Source organism: Paenibacillus sp. S150 (genome assembly GCF_019352175.1).
Lineage (GTDB): Bacteria > Bacillota > Bacilli > Paenibacillales > Paenibacillaceae > Paenibacillus_AQ.
On sequence record NZ_JACBYI010000010.1, the window covers coordinates 124,473 to 143,112 of the forward strand.

15 protein-coding genes are annotated in these 18,640 nt (G+C 52.8%); 10 read left to right on the forward strand and 5 right to left on the reverse strand.

Annotation, left to right across the window (positions count from 1 at the left end; translation table 11 throughout):
* The first annotated feature begins 1 nt into the window (after position 1).
* Complete coding sequence (locus tag HYD27_RS12340) at positions 2 to 970, forward strand: Gfo/Idh/MocA family protein (RefSeq protein ID WP_219215480.1); 969 nt, start codon at positions 2 to 4, stop codon at positions 968 to 970.
* An 88-nt stretch (positions 971 to 1,058) separates the two neighbouring features.
* On the opposite strand, the gene HYD27_RS12345 is transcribed toward HYD27_RS12340, so the two are convergent.
* Both HYD27_RS12345 and HYD27_RS12350 read right to left on the reverse strand, forming a co-directional pair.
* Positions 1,059 to 1,739 carry a CidB/LrgB family autolysis modulator gene (locus HYD27_RS12345; protein WP_219215556.1) on the reverse strand — a complete coding sequence of 227 codons (681 nt, stop codon included), beginning with the start codon at positions 1,737 to 1,739 and terminating at the stop codon, positions 1,059 to 1,061.
* Positions 1,739 to 2,110 (reverse strand): CidA/LrgA family protein, encoded by a 372-nt coding sequence (locus tag HYD27_RS12350; protein WP_219215481.1) that lies wholly within the window; start codon positions 2,108 to 2,110, stop codon positions 1,739 to 1,741. The genes HYD27_RS12345 and HYD27_RS12350 overlap by 1 nt, the downstream gene beginning before the upstream one ends.
* Positions 2,111 to 2,263: 153 nt before the next feature.
* On the opposite strand from HYD27_RS12350, the gene cidR reads away from it, so the two are divergent.
* From cidR to HYD27_RS12390, 8 genes are all read left to right on the forward strand, one after another.
* Positions 2,264 to 3,181 (forward strand): cidABC operon transcriptional activator CidR, encoded by a 918-nt coding sequence (gene cidR, locus HYD27_RS12355; protein ID WP_219215482.1) that lies wholly within the window; start codon positions 2,264 to 2,266, stop codon positions 3,179 to 3,181.
* A gap of 116 nt (positions 3,182 to 3,297) precedes the next feature.
* Positions 3,298 to 3,579 carry an aspartyl-phosphate phosphatase Spo0E family protein gene (locus tag HYD27_RS32680; protein ID WP_219215483.1) on the forward strand — a complete coding sequence of 94 codons (282 nt, stop codon included), beginning with the start codon at positions 3,298 to 3,300 and terminating at the stop codon, positions 3,577 to 3,579.
* A 133-nt stretch (positions 3,580 to 3,712) separates the two neighbouring features.
* Entirely contained in the window at positions 3,713 to 5,113 is a 1,401-nt protein-coding gene (locus HYD27_RS12365) for a DNA-binding protein (RefSeq protein WP_219215484.1), read from the forward strand.
* Between the two features lie 350 nt (positions 5,114 to 5,463).
* A complete protein-coding gene (locus HYD27_RS12370; RefSeq protein WP_219215485.1) occupies positions 5,464 to 5,637 on the forward strand; it encodes a hypothetical protein in 174 nt (57 codons plus the stop codon).
* Between the two features lie 1,454 nt (positions 5,638 to 7,091).
* Positions 7,092 to 7,469: a MarR family winged helix-turn-helix transcriptional regulator gene (locus HYD27_RS12375; RefSeq protein WP_219215487.1), complete on the forward strand. Its 378-nt coding sequence runs from the start codon at positions 7,092 to 7,094 to the stop codon at positions 7,467 to 7,469.
* Positions 7,462 to 9,222, forward strand: coding sequence for an ABC transporter ATP-binding protein (locus HYD27_RS12380; RefSeq protein ID WP_219215489.1), 1,761 nt, complete (start codon positions 7,462 to 7,464; stop codon positions 9,220 to 9,222). The genes HYD27_RS12375 and HYD27_RS12380 overlap by 8 nt, the downstream gene beginning before the upstream one ends.
* Positions 9,219 to 11,138: an ABC transporter ATP-binding protein gene (locus HYD27_RS12385; RefSeq protein ID WP_304623766.1), complete on the forward strand. Its 1,920-nt coding sequence runs from the start codon at positions 9,219 to 9,221 to the stop codon at positions 11,136 to 11,138. The genes HYD27_RS12380 and HYD27_RS12385 overlap by 4 nt, the downstream gene beginning before the upstream one ends.
* Positions 11,139 to 11,515: 377 nt before the next feature.
* Positions 11,516 to 13,741 (forward strand): MMPL family transporter, encoded by a 2,226-nt coding sequence (locus tag HYD27_RS12390; RefSeq protein ID WP_219215491.1) that lies wholly within the window; start codon positions 11,516 to 11,518, stop codon positions 13,739 to 13,741.
* 243 nt (positions 13,742 to 13,984) lie between these two features.
* Here the strand turns inward: HYD27_RS12390 and HYD27_RS12395 are convergent, their stop codons facing one another.
* The 3 genes from HYD27_RS12395 to HYD27_RS12405 all read right to left on the reverse strand — a co-directional run bounded on the left by HYD27_RS12395 (position 13,985) and on the right by HYD27_RS12405 (position 17,724).
* Entirely contained in the window at positions 13,985 to 14,296 is a 312-nt protein-coding gene (locus HYD27_RS12395; RefSeq protein ID WP_219215494.1) for an antibiotic biosynthesis monooxygenase, read from the reverse strand.
* Between the two features lie 81 nt (positions 14,297 to 14,377).
* Positions 14,378 to 15,097 (reverse strand): 3-ketoacyl-ACP reductase, encoded by a 720-nt coding sequence (locus tag HYD27_RS12400; RefSeq protein WP_219215496.1) that lies wholly within the window; start codon positions 15,095 to 15,097, stop codon positions 14,378 to 14,380.
* A 1,070-nt stretch (positions 15,098 to 16,167) separates the two neighbouring features.
* A complete protein-coding gene (locus HYD27_RS12405; protein WP_219215498.1) occupies positions 16,168 to 17,724 on the reverse strand; it encodes an FAD-dependent oxidoreductase in 1,557 nt (518 codons plus the stop codon).
* 363 nt (positions 17,725 to 18,087) lie between these two features.
* On the opposite strand from HYD27_RS12405, the gene HYD27_RS12410 reads away from it, so the two are divergent.
* Positions 18,088 to 18,489, forward strand: a complete 402-nt coding sequence (locus HYD27_RS12410) for a Fur family transcriptional regulator (protein WP_219215500.1) — start codon at positions 18,088 to 18,090, stop codon at positions 18,487 to 18,489.
* Positions 18,490 to 18,640: the final 151 nt, after the last annotated feature.

Below are 18,640 nucleotides of genomic sequence, written 5' to 3' on the forward strand. Positions count from 1 at the left end.
AATGACACTCAATATAGGGATTGTAGGAACAGGCTGGTTCTCCAAAATGCATGCGGATTTGCTGGCGGGAACGGAGGATGTGAAGCTTCAGGCCGTCTGCGGCAGCAGCAGGCAAAAGGGTGAGGACATGGCTCTTGCCTATGGTGCCAAAGGCTACGGCGAAATTACAGAGATGCTGGATGCCCACAAGCTGGATGCTGTTTATATTTGTGTGCCTCCGCAGTCCCACGGAGCGATAGAGCGGGCACTGATTCGCAGGGAAATCCCTTTTTTCGTCGAGAAGCCGCTGGGTTCGGGCACAGAGATTCCGGCGAGCCTGCTGCAGGATATCAAGGCGCATCAGCTGCTGACCTCAGTCGGCTACCATTTCCGTTATCAGGAGAATATCGCGAGGCTTAAGGAATTTCTCAGCGGCGACAAGGTGGGGATGATTGTCGGACAGTGGATGGGCGGCATGCCCGGTGTTGCCTGGTGGCGTGATCAGGAGCAGTCGGGTGGACAATTTACCGAGCAGACGACTCATATCGTCGATTTGCTGCGTTATCTGGGCGGCGAGGTAACGGAAGTATACGCCATGTTCGGCAGCCGCATTATGCATGAGCTGCATGAAGGTGTAACGGTAGCTGATGTGGGTACGGTATCGCTCAAGCTGAACAACGGCATAGTAGCGAATATCTCGAATACCTGCGTGCTGCCGGGTGAGGTAGGGCGGGTAGGCCTTAGCTTCTATAATGACAAGGGGCTGCTCGATTGGAATCCGGAACGTCTGCTGGAGGTGCGCAGCGGCGACAGCAAGGAATACACAAATTCAGGCAATCCTTACGCTGCCGAGAGCGAGGCCTTCCTGCATGCGGTGCGGACCGGCGACCATTCGCGTATTCTCAGCGACTACGAAGACGGCTACCGGACGCTGAAGGTGACCTGTGCAGCCTATGATTCGGCGCAAAGCGGATTGCCGGTGAAGCTGTAAAGACAGTGAACGACTGAGCATGAGTTTATGCCCCCAAAAAAGAGACCTGCAGCAGAGCTGTCAGGTCTTTGGCCCAAGCCGGGACGGCCTAATGGAGGAAAACCGCGAGGAGAGCAGGCGCAAGTCCTATGGAGAACAGCGCTGTCAGAATCATCGCGATACTGGAGATGGTGCCGGTCAGCGAACTCAGCTCGAAGGCTTTGGAGGTGCCCGTACCGTGCGCTGCGGTTCCCAGCGATACACCGCGCGCAATTTCGTTGTCAATGCGGAAGAGGCGCAGCACAGACGGCCCCATCAGCGTACCCAGCACTCCGGTCAGAATCACGAATACTGCCGTTATGCTCGGAACGCCGCCGATGCTTTGCGAGATGCTCATGGCGATCGGTGTAGTTACCGAACGAGGTACGAGGCTGGTTGCGAGATCGCCGCTGAGGTGCAGCCATTTGGCCAGCAGCATCGAGGAGAGCACCGCCATTACCGTCCCTGAGAGCACGCCTGCCGCAATTTCGGCGGCGTGCTTTTTGAGTACCTTGAAGTTTTTATGCAAAGGGATTGCAAAGGCGATGGTTGCCGGCTGCAGCAGCTCCGTAAGCCATTTGCCTCCCGCATTGTAGGATTCGTAAGGAATTCCAGTCATCAGCAGAAAGCTGATAATCAGCAGCGGCGTGATGATAAGGGGGGAAGCGTACATTTTGTTGCTGGATGCATAGATTCGTTTGGCCAGCAGATAAACAGCAACAGTCAGTGCGAGCAGCAGCAGTCCGGTCATCATGATCCTCTACGCTCCTTTACTCTAAAGATAGCTCCCGTAAGCAGCCCGGAGCTGGCCATTACGGCAAAGGTGCCGACAAGTACAACAGCCAGCACTTGCAGGCCGTCTGCTTCAAGCAGCTTGGAATAATTCATAACGCCTATAGCTGAAGGGATGAAGAACAGCAGCAGCTCGGCGAGCAGCCAGGAAGCTCCAGCTTCTACCCAGTTCAGACGGATCATGCCGGATTCCAGCAGCAGAAACAGGAGGATCATGCCGATGATGCTTCCGGGAATGGGAATATGCAATAATGTGGCCAGGGAATTAACCAGCATAGAGAACAAGGTGAGACCGGCTACCTGCAGCAAGCCTATACCAAGCTTTTTCATAAGGCTTCGCTCCTTTCATGAAGTGCCGCCTCTTTCCGGGGACGGCGAAACCGTTCTTCTTATTACTGAAAGTTTACATCCTTTTCTTTCATAGGTAAAATGAATAGATGGAATATGTGACATTCCGTTTATCTATATAAGGAGATGGGAAAAATGGACATCCGGCAGCTGCAGTATTTCGTTCAGGTGGCCAGACAGAACAGCTTCTCCAGAGCCGCGGAATCGCTGTATATTTCCCAGCCCACCATCAGCAAAATGATCCGCAATCTGGAGGCGGAGCTGGGAGCCGATCTCTTTTACCGCGAGGGGAAAAGCATCCGGCTGACGGATGCCGGAGAGATTCTGCTGACCAAAGCGCAAAATATCGTGGAATCGTTCGCAAGCCTCTCCTCTGAGCTGGACAGTCTGCGCAATTTGAAGCAGGGCCATATCCGTATCGGGCTGCCGCCCATGGTGGGTGCAAGCTTCTTCCCCGCGGTCATCGGGGAATTTCACCGCCGATACCCGGAGGTGACCATTCGCCTGCACGAGGACGGAGCGAAAAAAGTGGAGGATGATGTGGAAACCGGGCTGCTCGATATCGGAGCCATCGTCCTGCCGGTGAATACAGCGGTATTCCACTGCTTCACCTTTGTGGAAGAGAAGCTGGAGCTGCTGGTGCCGGCAGGCCATCGCCTGGCCGGGGCAGCCTCTGTGCCGCTTAGGGAGCTGGCCGATGAAGAGTTTGTGCTCTTCCGGGAGGATTTTGCCCTTCATGACCGGATTATCACGGAGTGTGTCAAGACGGGGTTCCAGCCCCGGGTTGTCTATGAGAGCTCCCAGTGGGATTTGATCAGCCGGATGGTGGAAGCCGGGATGGGGATTGCCCTGCTGCCAGAGACTATTTGCCGGGATATGGACCGCACGCGGATTTCCGTGGTTCCGCTGACCGAGCCGGTCATTCCCTGGCAGCTCGGCATGATCTGGCGCAGAGACCGCTACTTGTCCTTTGCCGCACGGGAGTGGGTGAATTTCGCAATGGGCGTGCTGGGGGAGCGTTACCTCCCGCCTGGAGATGGCAGGGACGCTTGAAGCAACGGGAATTCATTTGTGTGATCATCGACATATTTTTCTTTTTTTTCAAAATATGTTTTTTGGCATCATGATTTATGATAGGGGAGAAGTTGATAGAGAGAAGGTGAATAACCGTGAACCTTTACCAAAATTCCCTTGCTGAGTTTGCAGAAGATTATAGAGAAGATGAATTGTTTATTACTATAGAAAATCTTAGATGCGAATTGTTGGAGGTTGCACAGGAGCGCAGTCTCAGTGACCACGCCGTTCTGGAGCTCAGCCAGCGGCTGGACGGTTATATTGTGCTTGCCCAGAACAAAATGATGGAAAATATACGCAGCCGCAAGAATGCCGCCGCCTACGGGAAGAATACCAAGATCCAGAGAATACGCAGCAAAGCTGCGCTTCAGCAGTAGCTTGTTCACTGACCCATAGCTTTTATAAATAATGGCCTCACTTTGTGAGGCCATTTTGTTGTGCTTTCTATAAGCATCACCTATAATGTCAATTAATAGAAGCTTATTCTGATATTGACGGAGGAGGTGCCGGGTGGAGGCAAAGTTGACAACAATACGCTCAGAAATTGAGAAGCATCTTTCCCGCTCGGGTTATAATCTCGCTTCGTTTGCAAAGGTATCCGGCCTGAACCGCGGCAGTCTTAGTGCGATTCTCCATGGAAATCCGCCCAAACCGTTGTCTCTGGGACAACTGGATGCGGTAACCAGAGCCTTGGGATTTCCTGAAGGATGGTTATATCCGCTGTATGTGGATGAGTGCTTCAGTGAAGAGCGGATCTCCCGCCGCAGAGTGGAAGCATTTCTGATCCGTTGTGCGGAAATAGGCAAACAGCATTGCGTTGAGGATGTATTGAACAGGATCATGGAGTACCCGAAGCCGCTGGGCATACTGTATTCCGTGGCGGAGAAGCTGTTTGCGGGCGGAAAGATACAGGAATCGCTGGTCTTCTATAGGATTATTGTAGACAACGAGCTGGACAGCTACTCCGAACGGATGGCAATCTGCCAATACCGGATTTTCAAATCGCTGGAATCCATTGTGGATAAAGAGGAGCAGCTGCGGGCGGTCATCACCTTTGAACCCTACCGCGGTCGTCTTCCGGAGAATATGCAATTGGATGGGCTGCTTAAGCTGGCAAATGTCTGTTTCACCTTGCATAAGTGGAAGGACGTTGAAAAATATGCAGATGAGCTCAGGGCTTTGGCCAACGGGATTTACAGGGAGCAGCTGCGGAAAAAGTCAAGCAGACGGCAGGAAGAATTGAATTTAGAGCGCCCGCTTGTTATTTATTACGGTCACGGTTATCTGGCCAAGGCAACCGCACTCACCAAACAGGGGAAATATGAGGAAGCGAAGAAGTATACCGCAGGATATGCTGATTTAAGCTGGTTTGAGCTTTTGGATGAAGAAGGACGGGAGGTTGTGAAGGACTTCAGCCTTTTTGCGGTAGCCAACGGGTTCACGCTGGAAATGATGATAGGCAACGAAGCGGCTCTTCCTGCTTATTCCTCCTTCTTGGCCAACAATCCTGGTGAAATCCTGCCCGGGCTGGTGGTGATTGTGGAGGCGGCCAACCGCTATGGCTTCTCTGTCGATAAGGTTCTGGCGCAGTTCTCCCGCGAAATGGTGCGCTTTGAGCAATTTATGGACCCTATTAATATCGACCGGCTATATCGTCTGCGCTACCAGATTTCCATGTACCTTCTGAACCGCGGACAGTATAATCAAGGAGTAGAGACTATTCTGCAGTCTCTTCATCTGGCCATTCGGCTAAACGGCGCCAACAACATAATTGATTGTGTGACTTTATTTGAGACGTACAGGCATTATTCGACCGAGCAGCAACAGAAGAAATATGGGGAAACCATAAGGGAGCTGAGGAAAAATGAAGAAAACACTGTTAACGGCTTGCAGCGTTCTGGCATTATTTAGCTTTATTCTGATCGGACCTGGAGCGTCTGTCGAACCCCAGAATTCAACAGGCGGATCATTTACGACAAACGAGCACGGAATGGGTTATTAATCTCCGTGCCTGTCGGACAACCTTTCACTGCAAGACGGACAGCCCCCGCCTTTACCGGCGGGGGCATTTTTTTAAAAGTTAAGAATTTATATGTTTTGGGGGAAGCGAAGCTTATCCGTTATTTCACGGTTGCGCTGTAAATGAACGAATGGATCGGGACTTCGGCCAAGCAAACTGCGCGATTGCGTTGGCCGCAGCGGGCAGGTAGAGGGAATCAAAGGCAGAAGTACCTTTAATTTCGCCCGAAGCCGGCTGGGCGGTGGAATCAAAGGCAGAAGTACCTTTGAATTCGCCCGAAGTAGGCTGGACGGTGGAATCAAAGGCAGAAGTACCTTTGAATTCGCCCGAAGCCGGCTGGACGAGGGAATCAAAGGCAGAAGTACCTTTGAATTCGCCCGAAGCCGGCTGGACGGTGGAATGTCAGCATTCTTAAATAGGACGCCGATAGGCGTCTTTCTTGTTGTTTAGGAAATTATGCTTCTCGTCAGTTGTGGATAAGGCAGGTATGAAGTTAGAGAAAATTATAATGCGTCTTAATCGTGCTGAATGGTGGTGAGTTTGCTGAGCCGTGCTGAATGGTGCGGAGTCTGTGGGTTCTATGTTTTGCAGGAGGAATTCACATCGTCAACCGCTGATTTTGGGTTTGAGCCAAAAAGGTAATTGAATGTATAGGAATGGAACCGGCGAACCTGAAAACGCTGATGGAACGCAAGGAAGAGATTCATAGGGAACGGAAGCGAAGTGGAAAAAGTAACACTAATGGGCTGGAATTCTGGATTTAACGGGTTTTAGTGGTATTTTGTATACTTAATGGAGGCCCGCTCCCCCCATACGGCTGATTTCAGACGAATTAGTTGTACTTTTTCCCACTAGGGATGATCCAGTCTCCGAAGGCGGTGGATTAGTTATCCTTTTTCCCACTAAAATGGCTGCCCTTTGGATGAATGGCCCAAGTACATCTTAATGTAGGCGTCTTCCTATGTAAGGGAGAGAGACGGATCGATCAGGGTTCCTTTTTTCCACTAACACTTGCGAAAAAGCGGCTGCGGAATATGAAGTGACCTTTTCCGCTTGGCTTCCCGCCTGGCTTCAGCAGCCGGCCTTACACTTGAAATGCAAACAGCTGCGCTGCCCGGTCAACGACGGCATAGCCGTTTTGTTCTTGTTTAGGAAATTATGAATTGCTTTTTCTGTGGATAAGGTGTGTATAAAGTTGGGGATAAGTTGAAAATGTGGTCATCATGCTGAACCTGCGGGTTGCGCTTTGCAGGAGGAACAGCGGAATTTGAGGAGCTAACCGGGATCGCGGGGTGGGGAAGTACAGTACAATGAAGTGAAGTGGAATTAGTGAACTTAAATGGACAGAAAAGCTGGCGGTGGAGGGAGTAGCGGGAAAAAGGCAACTTAATTTCAGCGTATTTTCTTGAAACGGGACGAAATGGATGGAGTAGGTATCCTTTTTCCCACTAACACTTGCGAAACGGGCGAGGCGGGGAGAATGAAGTTCACTTTTTCCACTTGGGCTTGCCGCCAGGTTTCAGCCGGCTGCCTTACATCTGAAATCTCAAACCGCTGCGCTGTCCAATGAAGGACGGCCGAGCCTTTTTGTTCTTTGCGCTGGTATAGGCAGTGTTCTTCATTCCGTAATAATTGGCAGCGCATTCATTGATTGACAAAGATTTCAGACGAAAATATAATTAGGTAGCCTAATTAATATATTATTTAATAATTTGTATACCTAAATAAAAATGAGGTGGAAGCATTGGGATAAATCAGGAAAATCCGGAAAATCCAGTCGCGCATAAGCTTTTTGCCGCACTCCGGCAGCTGCGCAAGGCACATTGGCAGCATACGGTGGAGGGCCATAGGCCCAGTGAGATGACTTTATTGATATCTATCGCAAAATTGGCGCCTGAGGAAGGCGAAGGGCTGAAGGTTTCGGAAATCAGCCGTTACATGAGACTCAGCCCTCCAACGATTACGCAGCTTATCAACAGTCTTGAAGCCAAGCAAATGGTAGAGAGACTGCCGGATGCAACCGACCGGAGAGTTGTGCGCATTAAGCTGACAGAGCAGGGGAAAATTATTACCGGCAGGGCAAAGCACCATATGAACGATATGCTTAACAAAATGGTGGATTATCTGGGCGAAGACGAGAGCAACCATCTGGCGGAGCTGCTGCTGAAGGTGCACAGATTCGTAGAGGACAACCCGCCGCCTAATTTGGACCGGTTACAAATGAACGGAGATGAGACACGTGATTAAATTAATGAGACAATTGAAGCCCTTTAAGCTGGCTATCGCAGCGGTACTGATCCTTGTATTCCTGCAGTCCATGGGTGATCTGTATCTCCCTACCCTGATGAGCGACATTGTCGACAAAGGGATTGTCCAGGGAGACCGCGGTTATATCTGGAAAATCGGCGGATTCATGCTGCTGGTTGCCGCTGCCGGAGCCCTGTGCTCAGTTATAGCCAGTTATTTGTCGGCCAAAGTTGCCGCAGGCTTCGGTAAGAATACCCGCTCGCGGATGTTCAACCATGTCGAGAATTTCACATTGCACGAATTCGATAAGCTGGGAACGGCATCGCTGATTACCCGCACCACCAATGATATTACACAGGTGCAAACCGTACTTACTATGATATTGCGCATGATGATCGGTGCACCGATGATGATGATCGGCGGAATTATCATGGCGGTATCGGAGGATGCCAAGCTTTCTCTGATTTTTGTAGTGGTTATTCCACTCCTCGTCGGCGTGATTTTATTCATAGGGATGAAGGGACTGCCGTTGTTCAAGGCGATACAGGTCAAGCTGGACAAACTGAACCGTGTGCTGCGCGAGCATTTGACAGGCATCCGCGTCATCCGCTCCTTTAACCGGATCAGCCATGAGAATGAACGGTTTACCGAAGCGAACAAGGATCTCACGGATACAGCCATTAGGGTCAACAAAATTATGGCCGGCCTGATGCCGCTGATGATGATTGTCATGAATTTTTCGATGATTGCCATTTTGTATTTTGGCGGAATCCGGATCGGCGACGGAGATTTGCAGGTCGGCTCGCTGATGGCGTTTATTCAATATGCGATGCAGATTATGTTCTCCCTGATCATGGTATCCATGATGTTTGTATTGATTCCCCGGGCGTCCGCTTCCGCGCTTCGTATCAATGAGGTGCTGGACATGCAGCCTGAAATCACAGATCCGACTTCCGGACAGCTTCAAACCACGGCTACAGCGACCCACAAGGACGGCCGCGACGGCATGCATGGTTATGTCGAGTTCGATAATGTATCCTTCTCTTATCCCGGTGCGGAGCAGCCTGCATTGACAGGAATCAGCTTCAGTGCGAAGCCTGGTGAGATTACAGCGATTATCGGCGGGACGGGTTCAGGCAAATCCACACTGCTCAGCATGATTCCGCGGTTCTACGATGTCATTGAAGGTGCAGTGCGTGTAGACGGAGTTGATGTGCGGGAAATGACGCAGGAGGAGCTGCGCAGCAAGATCGGCTATATTCCGCAAAAGGCTGTGCTGTTCACCGGTACGATCAATGAGAATATCCGCTACGGCAAAGAGGACGCCACGGATGATGAAATCATCCACGCGGCCAAAGTCGCCCAGGCGTTCGATTTTGTCTCCGCAATGAAAGACAGCTTCAATTCGGAAATTTCCCAAGGCGGAGGCAACGTCTCCGGCGGGCAGAAGCAGCGCCTCTCGATTGCGCGTGCATTGGTAAGGAAACCGGAGGTTTATTTGTTCGATGACAGCTTCTCGGCTCTTGATTTCAAGACCGATGCCAAGCTGCGGGCCGCACTCAAGGGCGAAACAACGGAAGCGACCGTAGTTATTGTAGCCCAGCGGGTCAGCACGGTTATGGACGCCGACCGGATCATTGTGCTCGATGAAGGACGGATTGCCGGAATGGGCACACACCGTGAGCTGATGGACAACAGTGAAGTATACCGCGAGATCGTATCCTCGCAGCTGTCAGAGGAGGAAATAGCATGAGTGAAGAGAATACACAGAGCAAGGCAGCTTCGGCTCCCCGCCGGCAAGGCGGCTTTGGAGGCGGGCGCGGTCCTGGAGGACCGGGCGGACCCGGCATGGGCTTGCCTCCCGAGAAGGCCAAAGACTTCAAAGGGACATTGCGCCGCCTGATCCGCTATCTGCGCCCGCGCCAGCTGCAGCTGGTCATCGTATTTATTATGGCGATTGCAAGCACGGTATTCAGCATTTTCAGTCCAAAGATTATGGGTAAGGCAACAACCAAACTGTTCGAAGGCGCTTATGGCAAGCTGATGGGCGTGCCGGGCGCTGCAATTGATTTTGGCTATGTTAATGATATTCTGATTATTCTGGGCGTCCTGTACCTGCTCAGCTCGTTGTTCAGCTTTGTGCAGCAGTATGTGATGTCCGGTGTGGCGCAAAAGGTTGTATTTGATATGCGTGAGCAGATCAACAGCAAGCTGGAGCGTCTGCCGCTGAAATATTTTGATTCCCGGACGCATGGGGAAACACTCAGCCGTGCCACCAATGATGTGGACAATATCAGCACTACGCTGCAGCAGAGCTTGACACAGCTCATCACCTCGATCGTGACGCTTATCGGTGTCATTGTTATGATGCTGACCATCAGCCCATGGCTTACTCTGATCACTGTAATTACGCTGCCGCTGAGTTTCGTGGTCATCATGGGAATCACCAAACGCTCACAGACCTACTTCATCAGCCAGCAGAAGTCTCTGGGTCAGCTGAACGGCCATGTAGAGGAAATGTATACTGGCCACCGCATTATTAAGGCTTTTGGCCGTGAAAAGCACTCGCTGGGCGAATTTAATAAAATCAATGACTCGCTTTACGACTCCGGTTGGCGTTCGCAGTTCATCTCCGGTATTATCATGCCGCTGATGATGTTCATTGGGAACCTGGGTTATGTGCTTGTCTGTGTGGTCGGCGGTATTTTTGTCACCAAGAAGATTATTGATGTCGGGGATATTCAGGCTTTTATCCAGTATTCACGCCAGTTCACTATGCCGATTACGCAAACGGCCAATATTGCCAACATCATTCAATCGACAATTGCTTCGGCGGAACGTGTCTTTGAGCTTTTGGATGAAGAAGAGGAAATCCCTGAGGTCAGTACTTCGCTGGCCAAACTTCCAGCCGATGCCGAAGAGGGCTCGGTTGAATTCCGCCATGTGAAATTCGGCTACAAAGAAGATGCAATTCTGATTGAGGATATGAATATTAAGGTCAGCCCCGGACAGACCATTGCTATTGTAGGACCGACCGGTGCCGGTAAGACAACACTGATCAACCTGCTGATGCGTTTTTATGAAATCAGCGGCGGGGAGATTGTCATTGACGGCGTCAACATCACCAATATGAAGCGCAGCGAGCTGCGCAGCAAATTCGGTATGGTGCTGCAGGATACATGGCTGTTCAACGGGACAATCAGCGAGAATATCGCATACGGCCGCGAAGGTGCTACAGAAGCCGATGTGGTGCGGGCCGCCAAGGCTGCGCATGCCGATCACTTTATCCGCACGCTGCCGCTTGGCTATAACACCATTCTGAACGAGGAAGCCTCCAATATCTCGCAAGGGCAGAAGCAGCTGCTCACCATTGCCCGGGCAATTTTGGCCGATCCGTCCATTCTGATTCTCGATGAAGCGACTAGCAGTGTCGATACCCGGACCGAAGTGCAGATTCAGAAGGCGATGAACACGCTGATGAAAGGCAGAACAAGCTTTGTCATCGCCCACCGCCTGTCTACCATCCGTGACGCCGATCTGATTCTCGTAATGAACCAGGGCAGCGTTATTGAAAAGGGAACCCACGTCGAGCTGCTGGAAGCAGGCGGATTCTACGCCGATCTCTATAACAGCCAATTCTCCGGGGATGATCTTCCGGATGTAGGTTAAGGAGGCGCGCCAGATACAAACGGCTATTTTTATGATTTGGCGGCTGCTTGCCGCTTCAAGAGCTCTCTGTGCACAGCAGGCCAGACTTACTGTGGACAGGGGGCTTTTTTTGCGGAGAGCAATAAATTTTCAGCGGGATGAACGGATCTTGCCATGCTTGTTGCTTGGAATTATGAGGCGGTTGGCTGGCTGTCACACGGATTTCAGGTTTATGACGAATGCATCATATGCTGCAGAGAAGAATATAATTGAAGGCTATAGATATATGGATTATATAATTATTGGGAAAAAGGTTTGCTTAAAATTTTCAGGGTATATATGATAAGGGTATAAAATGACCCGTGGTTCATTTTGAGGCTGAAGGGTGCGAGGAGAGGATGAAAGGAATGTCAGGCTACGGAAAATGGGTGGCAGGCAGCAAGACCAAATGGATTACTCTTGCCGTCTGGATTGCGGTCATAGGGGCACTCACCATGTTATGGCCAGGCGTGAATTCACAGGAGCTGAACAACGCATCCAATCTGCCGGAAGACTCGCAGTCGGTGCGGGCTGCAGTGATTGCGGAGAGGGAGTTTCCCGCCGGAAGCGGCATCCCAGCATTGCTTGTATGGCATAGGGAGGGCGGAATGTCCGAGGAGGACCTGATGCATATCATCGCTGTCTACAGCAAGCTTGAGCAGCAGCCTTTGGCACATCAGAACTATGTTCCGCCGCTGGGGCAGCTGCCGCCGCAGGCTCTTCAGGCTTCGTTGTCGGAGGATGGGAGCACGCTGGTCACGCCGGTGCTTTTTGACAAGACGGCGGACAGCGATCAGCTGGGTGAAGCTTTAACAGAAATGAAAAAAATTGTGAATACGGAAACAGGAGGCGACCCTTCCGCAGCGGAGGTGGACGGCAGCGGTCTCAGCCTCCGGGTAACAGGGCCGGTGGGGATTTCCGTCGATGCGGCAGGGCTATTCCAAAACGCCGATGTTTCCCTGCTGATCGCGACGGTTGTGCTGGTGCTGGTGTTCCTGCTGCTGATCTACCGCTCGCCGATTCTGGCTCTGATTCCGCTTGCAGCAGTTGGCTTTGCATATGGGGCCGCCAGTCCAGTGCTGGGCAAAATGGCCCAGGAGGGCTGGATCACTGTGGATTCCCAGGCCATTTCCATTATGACTGTGCTGCTGTTCGGTGCCGGTACGGATTATTGCCTGTTCCTGATTTCCCGGTTCCGTCAAATGCTGAAGGTGGAAGAGCACAAAGGCCGCGCTTTGCTGCGTGCGATCACCCACTCCTCCGGGGCTATCGCCATGAGCGGATTTACGGTCGTGCTGGCATTGTTTGCGCTGCTGCTGGCCAAATACGGTGCGTACCACCGGTTCGCGGTTCCGTTCAGCGTTTCGATTCTCATTATGGGGATTGCCAGCCTGACGCTGGTGCCGGCATTGCTGGCCATCTTTGGACGGACGTCCTTCTTCCCGTTTATTCCACGGACTCCGCAGATGGAAGCAGAACGGGCCAAGGCCAAAGGCAGGCCGGTGCCACAGCCCAATAACTCACATAAAAAAGGAATCGGCCATCATGTCGTAACCCGCCCGCGGGCGATTGTAGGCATAACCGTGGTGCTTCTGGGCGTGTTGGCTTCCTTTTCCGGCGGGATCAGGTTTACTTACGATATCCTCTCGTCTTTTCCGAAGGACATGGAGTCGCGTGAGGGCTTTGACCTGATCGGCAAGCAGTTCTCTCCCGGCGGGCTTGCTCCGGCCAAGCTGATCATTGATACGCAGGGCAAAGTGGACGGAGAGGATATCAAGGTGGTTTTGGGCGGTATTTCCTATATTGATAAGGTGTCAGATCCGCAGCAGGGGGCGGTCAATCGGAATATCCTCGGTTATGATGTTGAATTCAAAAGCAATCCGTATTCACTGGAGGCTATGAATCACATTCCGGCTCTCCTGGCATCCGTGGAACAGGCGCTGGCCGAATCCGAGGTGGACAACGCCAGGGACAGCGTATGGATCAGCGGGCAGACAGCCACCCAGCATGATACGAAAGAGCTCGGCGAGCGGGACACGGATCTGATTATTCCAGTGGTCATCGGGATGATTACCGTGCTGCTGCTGATCTATCTGCGGTCTGTGGTAGCAACGATTTATCTGGTGGCCACCGTAATCCTGTCCTTCTTCTCCGCGCTTGGGCTGGGCTGGATTATTATCCATTATCTTATGGGGGCGGAGGCCATTCAGGGGGCGATCCCGTTGTATTCCTTCGTGTTCCTGGTCGCGCTGGGCGAGGATTATAACATCTTCATGATCTCGAATATCTGGAAAAAGCGGAAAGTCATGCCGCTGAAGCAGGCGGTTGCCGAAGGCGTAAACGAGACCGGTTCGGTTATCACCTCCGCCGGGCTCATTCTGGCCGGAACCTTCGCAGTGCTGGCCAGCCTGCCTATACAAGTGCTGGTGCAGTTCGGCATCATCACCGCCATCGGGGTGCTGCTGGACACCTTCGTGGTCCGTCCGTTCCTGGTACCGGCGGTTACCGTGCTCTTCGGCCGCCGGGCGTTCTGGCCCGGCAAGCATAAGGAGCTGGAGCGCGCACTGCCTGTGGGCGAGGACTGAGTTGAGAAGCAGCTAAGCGCTCTGCGGAGCGGCTGCACAGTACAACAGGGATGCCCTGCTGTACCGTATAGGTCGGCAGGGCATCCCTGTGCGGGTTAGAGAGCCATCAACAGCCGAAATGCCGTTGTGAGCGGATGACGGGCGCAGGCGGGCCAGGCGTTGAATCAAGTGCAAAAATTCCGCTATCTAGCTGCTGCACTGTGCTTGCCGTCTGTGCCGTTTGCGTTCCTCTGCCGGGCTTGCCTAGTTTTCAGAGTTGCGGCTGATCAGCAACTCGTATTTATCGAGCGAGGCGCCCAGGATGTTCTCATTTTTGCCGGCCCCTCGATGTGACCCGCGGAAGGCGGGGCTGGAAGTCCATCCCTTAAACGCTTCCTCGTTTTCCCAAGTGGTACAGATCTTCAGCTCTTCCGCGCCGTCCTTGGGTGCGCCGTGCCATACTTCCAGTCGGATGAAGCCTGGCATGTCCTGTACACCGCCCGGTTCTCCAAAACGGCTGGCCAGGGCATCTGCATGTCCTTCCTTAACCTTAATGGTATTCGTAACTACAATCATGAGCAGTCCTCCCTCAAAGGTTCAGTGAAGTGATGGGTCTTATGTGCAGTAACAAATGAAAGAACTGGCCGTCTCTTCCGCTTACTGGGGATTAGTAGTCCAGATCCCCGCAGTCTTCAGGAAGACGCGGTCAGGCAGCTTCAGGGCGGCCAAGGTCAGCTCAGCTACATCCTCAGGCTGCATCATCCGGTCCTCGTCGCCGATTTTTAGGCCGGCATTCTCTGCCAGTCCGGTGTTGACAGTACTCGGCGTGAGTGCGGCCACGCGGATGTTGTGTTTGCGCACTTCCTGGGCCAGCGCTTCCGTCATGCCCATCAGTGCGAACTTGGAAGCGCAGTAGGCAGAGCCGGTGGCGAAGCCCCGTTCTCCGGCGGTAGAAGAAATGTTAATAATATTGCCGCTATTGCGCTCGATCATTGCGGGCAGAGCTGCCCGGGTCACATAGTAGGTGCCGAACAGGTTGATCTGCATATGGCGTTCCCAGTCCGCGGGTTCCATTTCCAGAAAGGTACCGAACTTGGCGATCCCCGCATTGTTGATCAGCGCGTCGAATACGCCGAGGTCATTCTGAAGGGAGACGACCGCCCGTTCTGCTTCTTCGCGGACGGAGATATCCGCCACGGCAATGCTTACCTTCACATTATATACCTCGGTCAGCGCCGACTTCAGTGCCTCCAGATCAGCCGATGTTCTGGAAATCAAGCCCAGATTCGCGCCCTCCTTGGCGAGCACCAGGGCCAGGGCCTTGCCGATTCCCTTGCCGGCCCCAGTAATGACAATACTTTTTCCTCTCAAATCCATAGCCTAACGTCACGCTCCCTTTGCAATACATATTAATGAAGCTCCTGTTCAGCTCCCATTATACCCGAGCGGGAAGGGAGAATCACACAGTGGGGCGGATGCAGACGGAAATTAATCCGTAAATGCCCAATTATTGGGCGGCTCCGGGGAAGTAAGCTACCCGCTTTGCACGCCCAAAACCGCACAATCAAGTAGTGCGCGCCCAAGACCCGCAACACCCAAGACCCGCACACTCAGTTACTGCATCTTTCGCCTCAACAACGGCATTTCTGCCGTTAATTCGGATCGCGCGGGCCATCCCCGCCTCAACAACGGCATTTCTGCCGTTAATTCGGATCGCATGGGCCAGCTTTGCCTCAACAACGGCATTTCTGCCGTTAATTCGGATCGCGCGGGCCAGGTTTGCCTCAACAACGGCATTTCTGCCGTTAATTCGGGTCGCGCGGGCTAGCTTTGCCTCAACAACGGCATTTCTGCCGTTAATTCGGGTCGCACGGGCCAGCTTTGCCTCAACAACGGCATTTCTGCCGTTAATTCGGGTCGCGCGGGCCAGCTTTGCCTCAACAACGGCATTTCTGCCGTTAATTCGGATCGCGCGGGCCAGCTTTGCCTCAACAACGGCATTTCTGCCGTTAATTCGGGTCGCGCTGCTGTAATCTTGCGAATAATCTCACACAGCGAGAAAGAGTAAGCGAATGAGTGTGGAAGTAAGCGTTGGGAAGGGAGCCGCCGGACGCCCAGCTTGCCCACTCCGCACCTACAGGGAATAAGCGCAAAATGCCAAAAAAGCCCGCTACACGCGCACCTATAGACTGGACACTTAGAAAAAAGGTATGCGGGCTGTTGTTCGCTTTGAAGGAAGACACGGAACTATGAAGCCTTGCTTCATTTCGCCTGCGCGCGGATCGTTTAGAGAAGCGTACGATCCGTTCATTCCGGTAACTTATTTTGGCATAGGTTCTCCAGCACTGCTCCGCATGCATCTTCTCACCGCGCTTTACCGCGGCGCCCGCAGCATGTAAGGCCCAAACATTGAAGTCTGGGCCAACTTCTTCAGGCCGCTTCTCCGCTTACTCCTCCGCATCCAGCTTTGTTAGCGGAACTGTGGCCGGACCTTCCAGAACCTCTCCCCGATAGGAGAAGCGGGAGCCGTGGCAAGGGCAGTCCCAGGAGCGCTCTCCGTCATTCCATTCGCACTCGCAGCCCAGATGGGTACAGGTTCTGTCCACCAGATGCAGCTGGCCCCCGGGGTCGCGGTAAGCCCCGACGCGCTTGCCGTCATGGAAGACGACCGCACCTTGATCCGGTTCCAGATCATGCGTCTTTTTGTGCACGATCTTCACTTTGCCGGCAACCAGCTCCTTGGCGGCGTTGGCGTTCTGGACGAGAAAGTTTTTGATTGAAGGCCGGGCCTTGAAGCGCGAAGGATCGTACAGCTCAGTGTAAGGATTGCGGCGCCGCAGGATGCCGTCCGCGATCATTTGCGCGGCCAGGGTTCCGTTCGTCATGCCCCATTTGCCGAAGCCGGTGGCGATATAAATCTCCTCATCATCGGCTGTTTTGCCGATATAAGGCACCCGGTCCAGGGTGATGAGGTCCTGGGCGGACCAACGGAAGGGAAGGCTGCGGATGCCCGGCAATTCCCCGGCGAACCGCTCCAGATTCTCATAATGGCCGTAGGTGCAGATGCCATGTCCCGTCTTATGGTTGTCACCTCCAACAATGACCAGCCTCTTGTCATTCCATTCTACTGCCCGCAGCGAACGGGTGGGTTCTCCGGCGCTCAGGTACATTCCGCCCTCATATCCGGTTTCCGGCTCAATGGCCAGGCAATAGGAGCGCTCCGCATGCAAACGCGAGAAATACAGGGCGCCCCCGTCATAAAAAGGAAAGTGGGAAGCCGATACAGCATGGCGGCACTTGACCCTATGCTTCCCCTGCTCCGTATAGAGCGTGAGCGCACCGCCGTCTTTGTCCACCTGTTCACCGATCATCGTATGCTCGTAAATAATCCCGCCCTTCGCCAAAATAACATCCAGCAGTCCCTTAAGGTACTGAAGCGGGTGGAATCTCGCTTGTCCAGGCAGCTTGATCGCACCGCCTGCCAACAGCGGCAAAGAAATGTGGTCCAGCCACTCGCCCGGAAGTCCGAGCTTATCGTAAGCCTCAAATTCAGCCTCCAGCTGCTTCAGCGTCTTTTTATCGCGTTGATCTGCATAGAGATAAGCCGCTTCGCGTGTAATCCCGCAGTCGATATCCAGTTCTTCCGCCGTGGCAATCATCCATTCCAGCGCCTCGCTGTTCGACTGGAAGTACAGCCGGGCCGCGTCCTCCCCGAAATTCTTGAGCAGATCATGATAGATCAGACCGTGCTGGGCGGAAATTTTGGCGCTTGTAAATCCGGTCGTGCCGGCAAGCAGCTCGCCTGCCTCCAGCAGCGTTACCTCGTATCCGGCCTTGATCAGCAGATAGGCTGTCGTAATCCCGGTAATTCCGCCGCCGACAACCGCCACATCGGCAGCATGATCTTCCGCAAGCCGTGGAAAAGAAGGCAGCCCATTGCGGTCCCTCCATAGCGATTGCGGGAATTGCGGCAGACTCTGCGAGAGCTCTGGTGTATTGTTCATCCCTGATTTCCTCCATTTCAGTTTTCTCCAGCGGTGCAAGATTCATTTCATTTATTACCACACTCCCGCCAAAAGAAACCCGGAAGGGAAAGGGCGCATGAAATAAGGATGGCAGTGCCAAAATAAGGCGGAGTATCCTTAAGGACGGATTCGGAGGGAGAATGAACACGGTTGCCACAGCCCTGCTGTCCAAAAGCCAGCAAAGCGGCCTTGAACCCTTGGGCAGGTCTGCGCTATGGCACCCGGCACTGGAACAAAGAGACGGAGATGGAGTGTGGGACAGCCTATACCCAGTCTTACTCATTGACGCTGGCGCCAACTGGATTTATACTTGATCTAAAAATAAATATGAGGATGATGAAGATGAAGACCCTGAATCTGACCTCCCAGCGTCAAGCCGTATATGATATTGTCCGGAACTCGCATGACCATCCTACCGCTGCAGAAGTAATGAACCGCCTGGTAGAACAGGGGCATAATCTCGCATACGGGACCGTATATAATTCTCTGCGCTATCTTTCCGACAAACAAATGATCCGCGAGCTTAAGCTGGGAGAAGCCGCCAGCCGCTATGATGCCCGACTTGACGATCATCAGCATATCATGTGTGAGGTGTGCGGCGCGGTGGATGAGGTCATGACCCAGGTGCCGCAAGATTGGACGGATAAGGTGAGCGAGGAGACCGGTTATTCGATCACCCATGCGCATGTGGTGTTCGGAGGAGTATGTCCGGTCTGCAAGAACAAAATAGGCAAGCGTCAGTAGTTGCCGGATGAAGGCATGACCTTAGTCCCTGTAAAACTTATATGCATATAATAAAAGACCGTTTTCAAAGAAGCGGTCTTTTTACTGCGGTTATATAAAAATTCACGGGAAAAGTATGATAATAATGAAGAATCGACACAGAAAAGAGGGT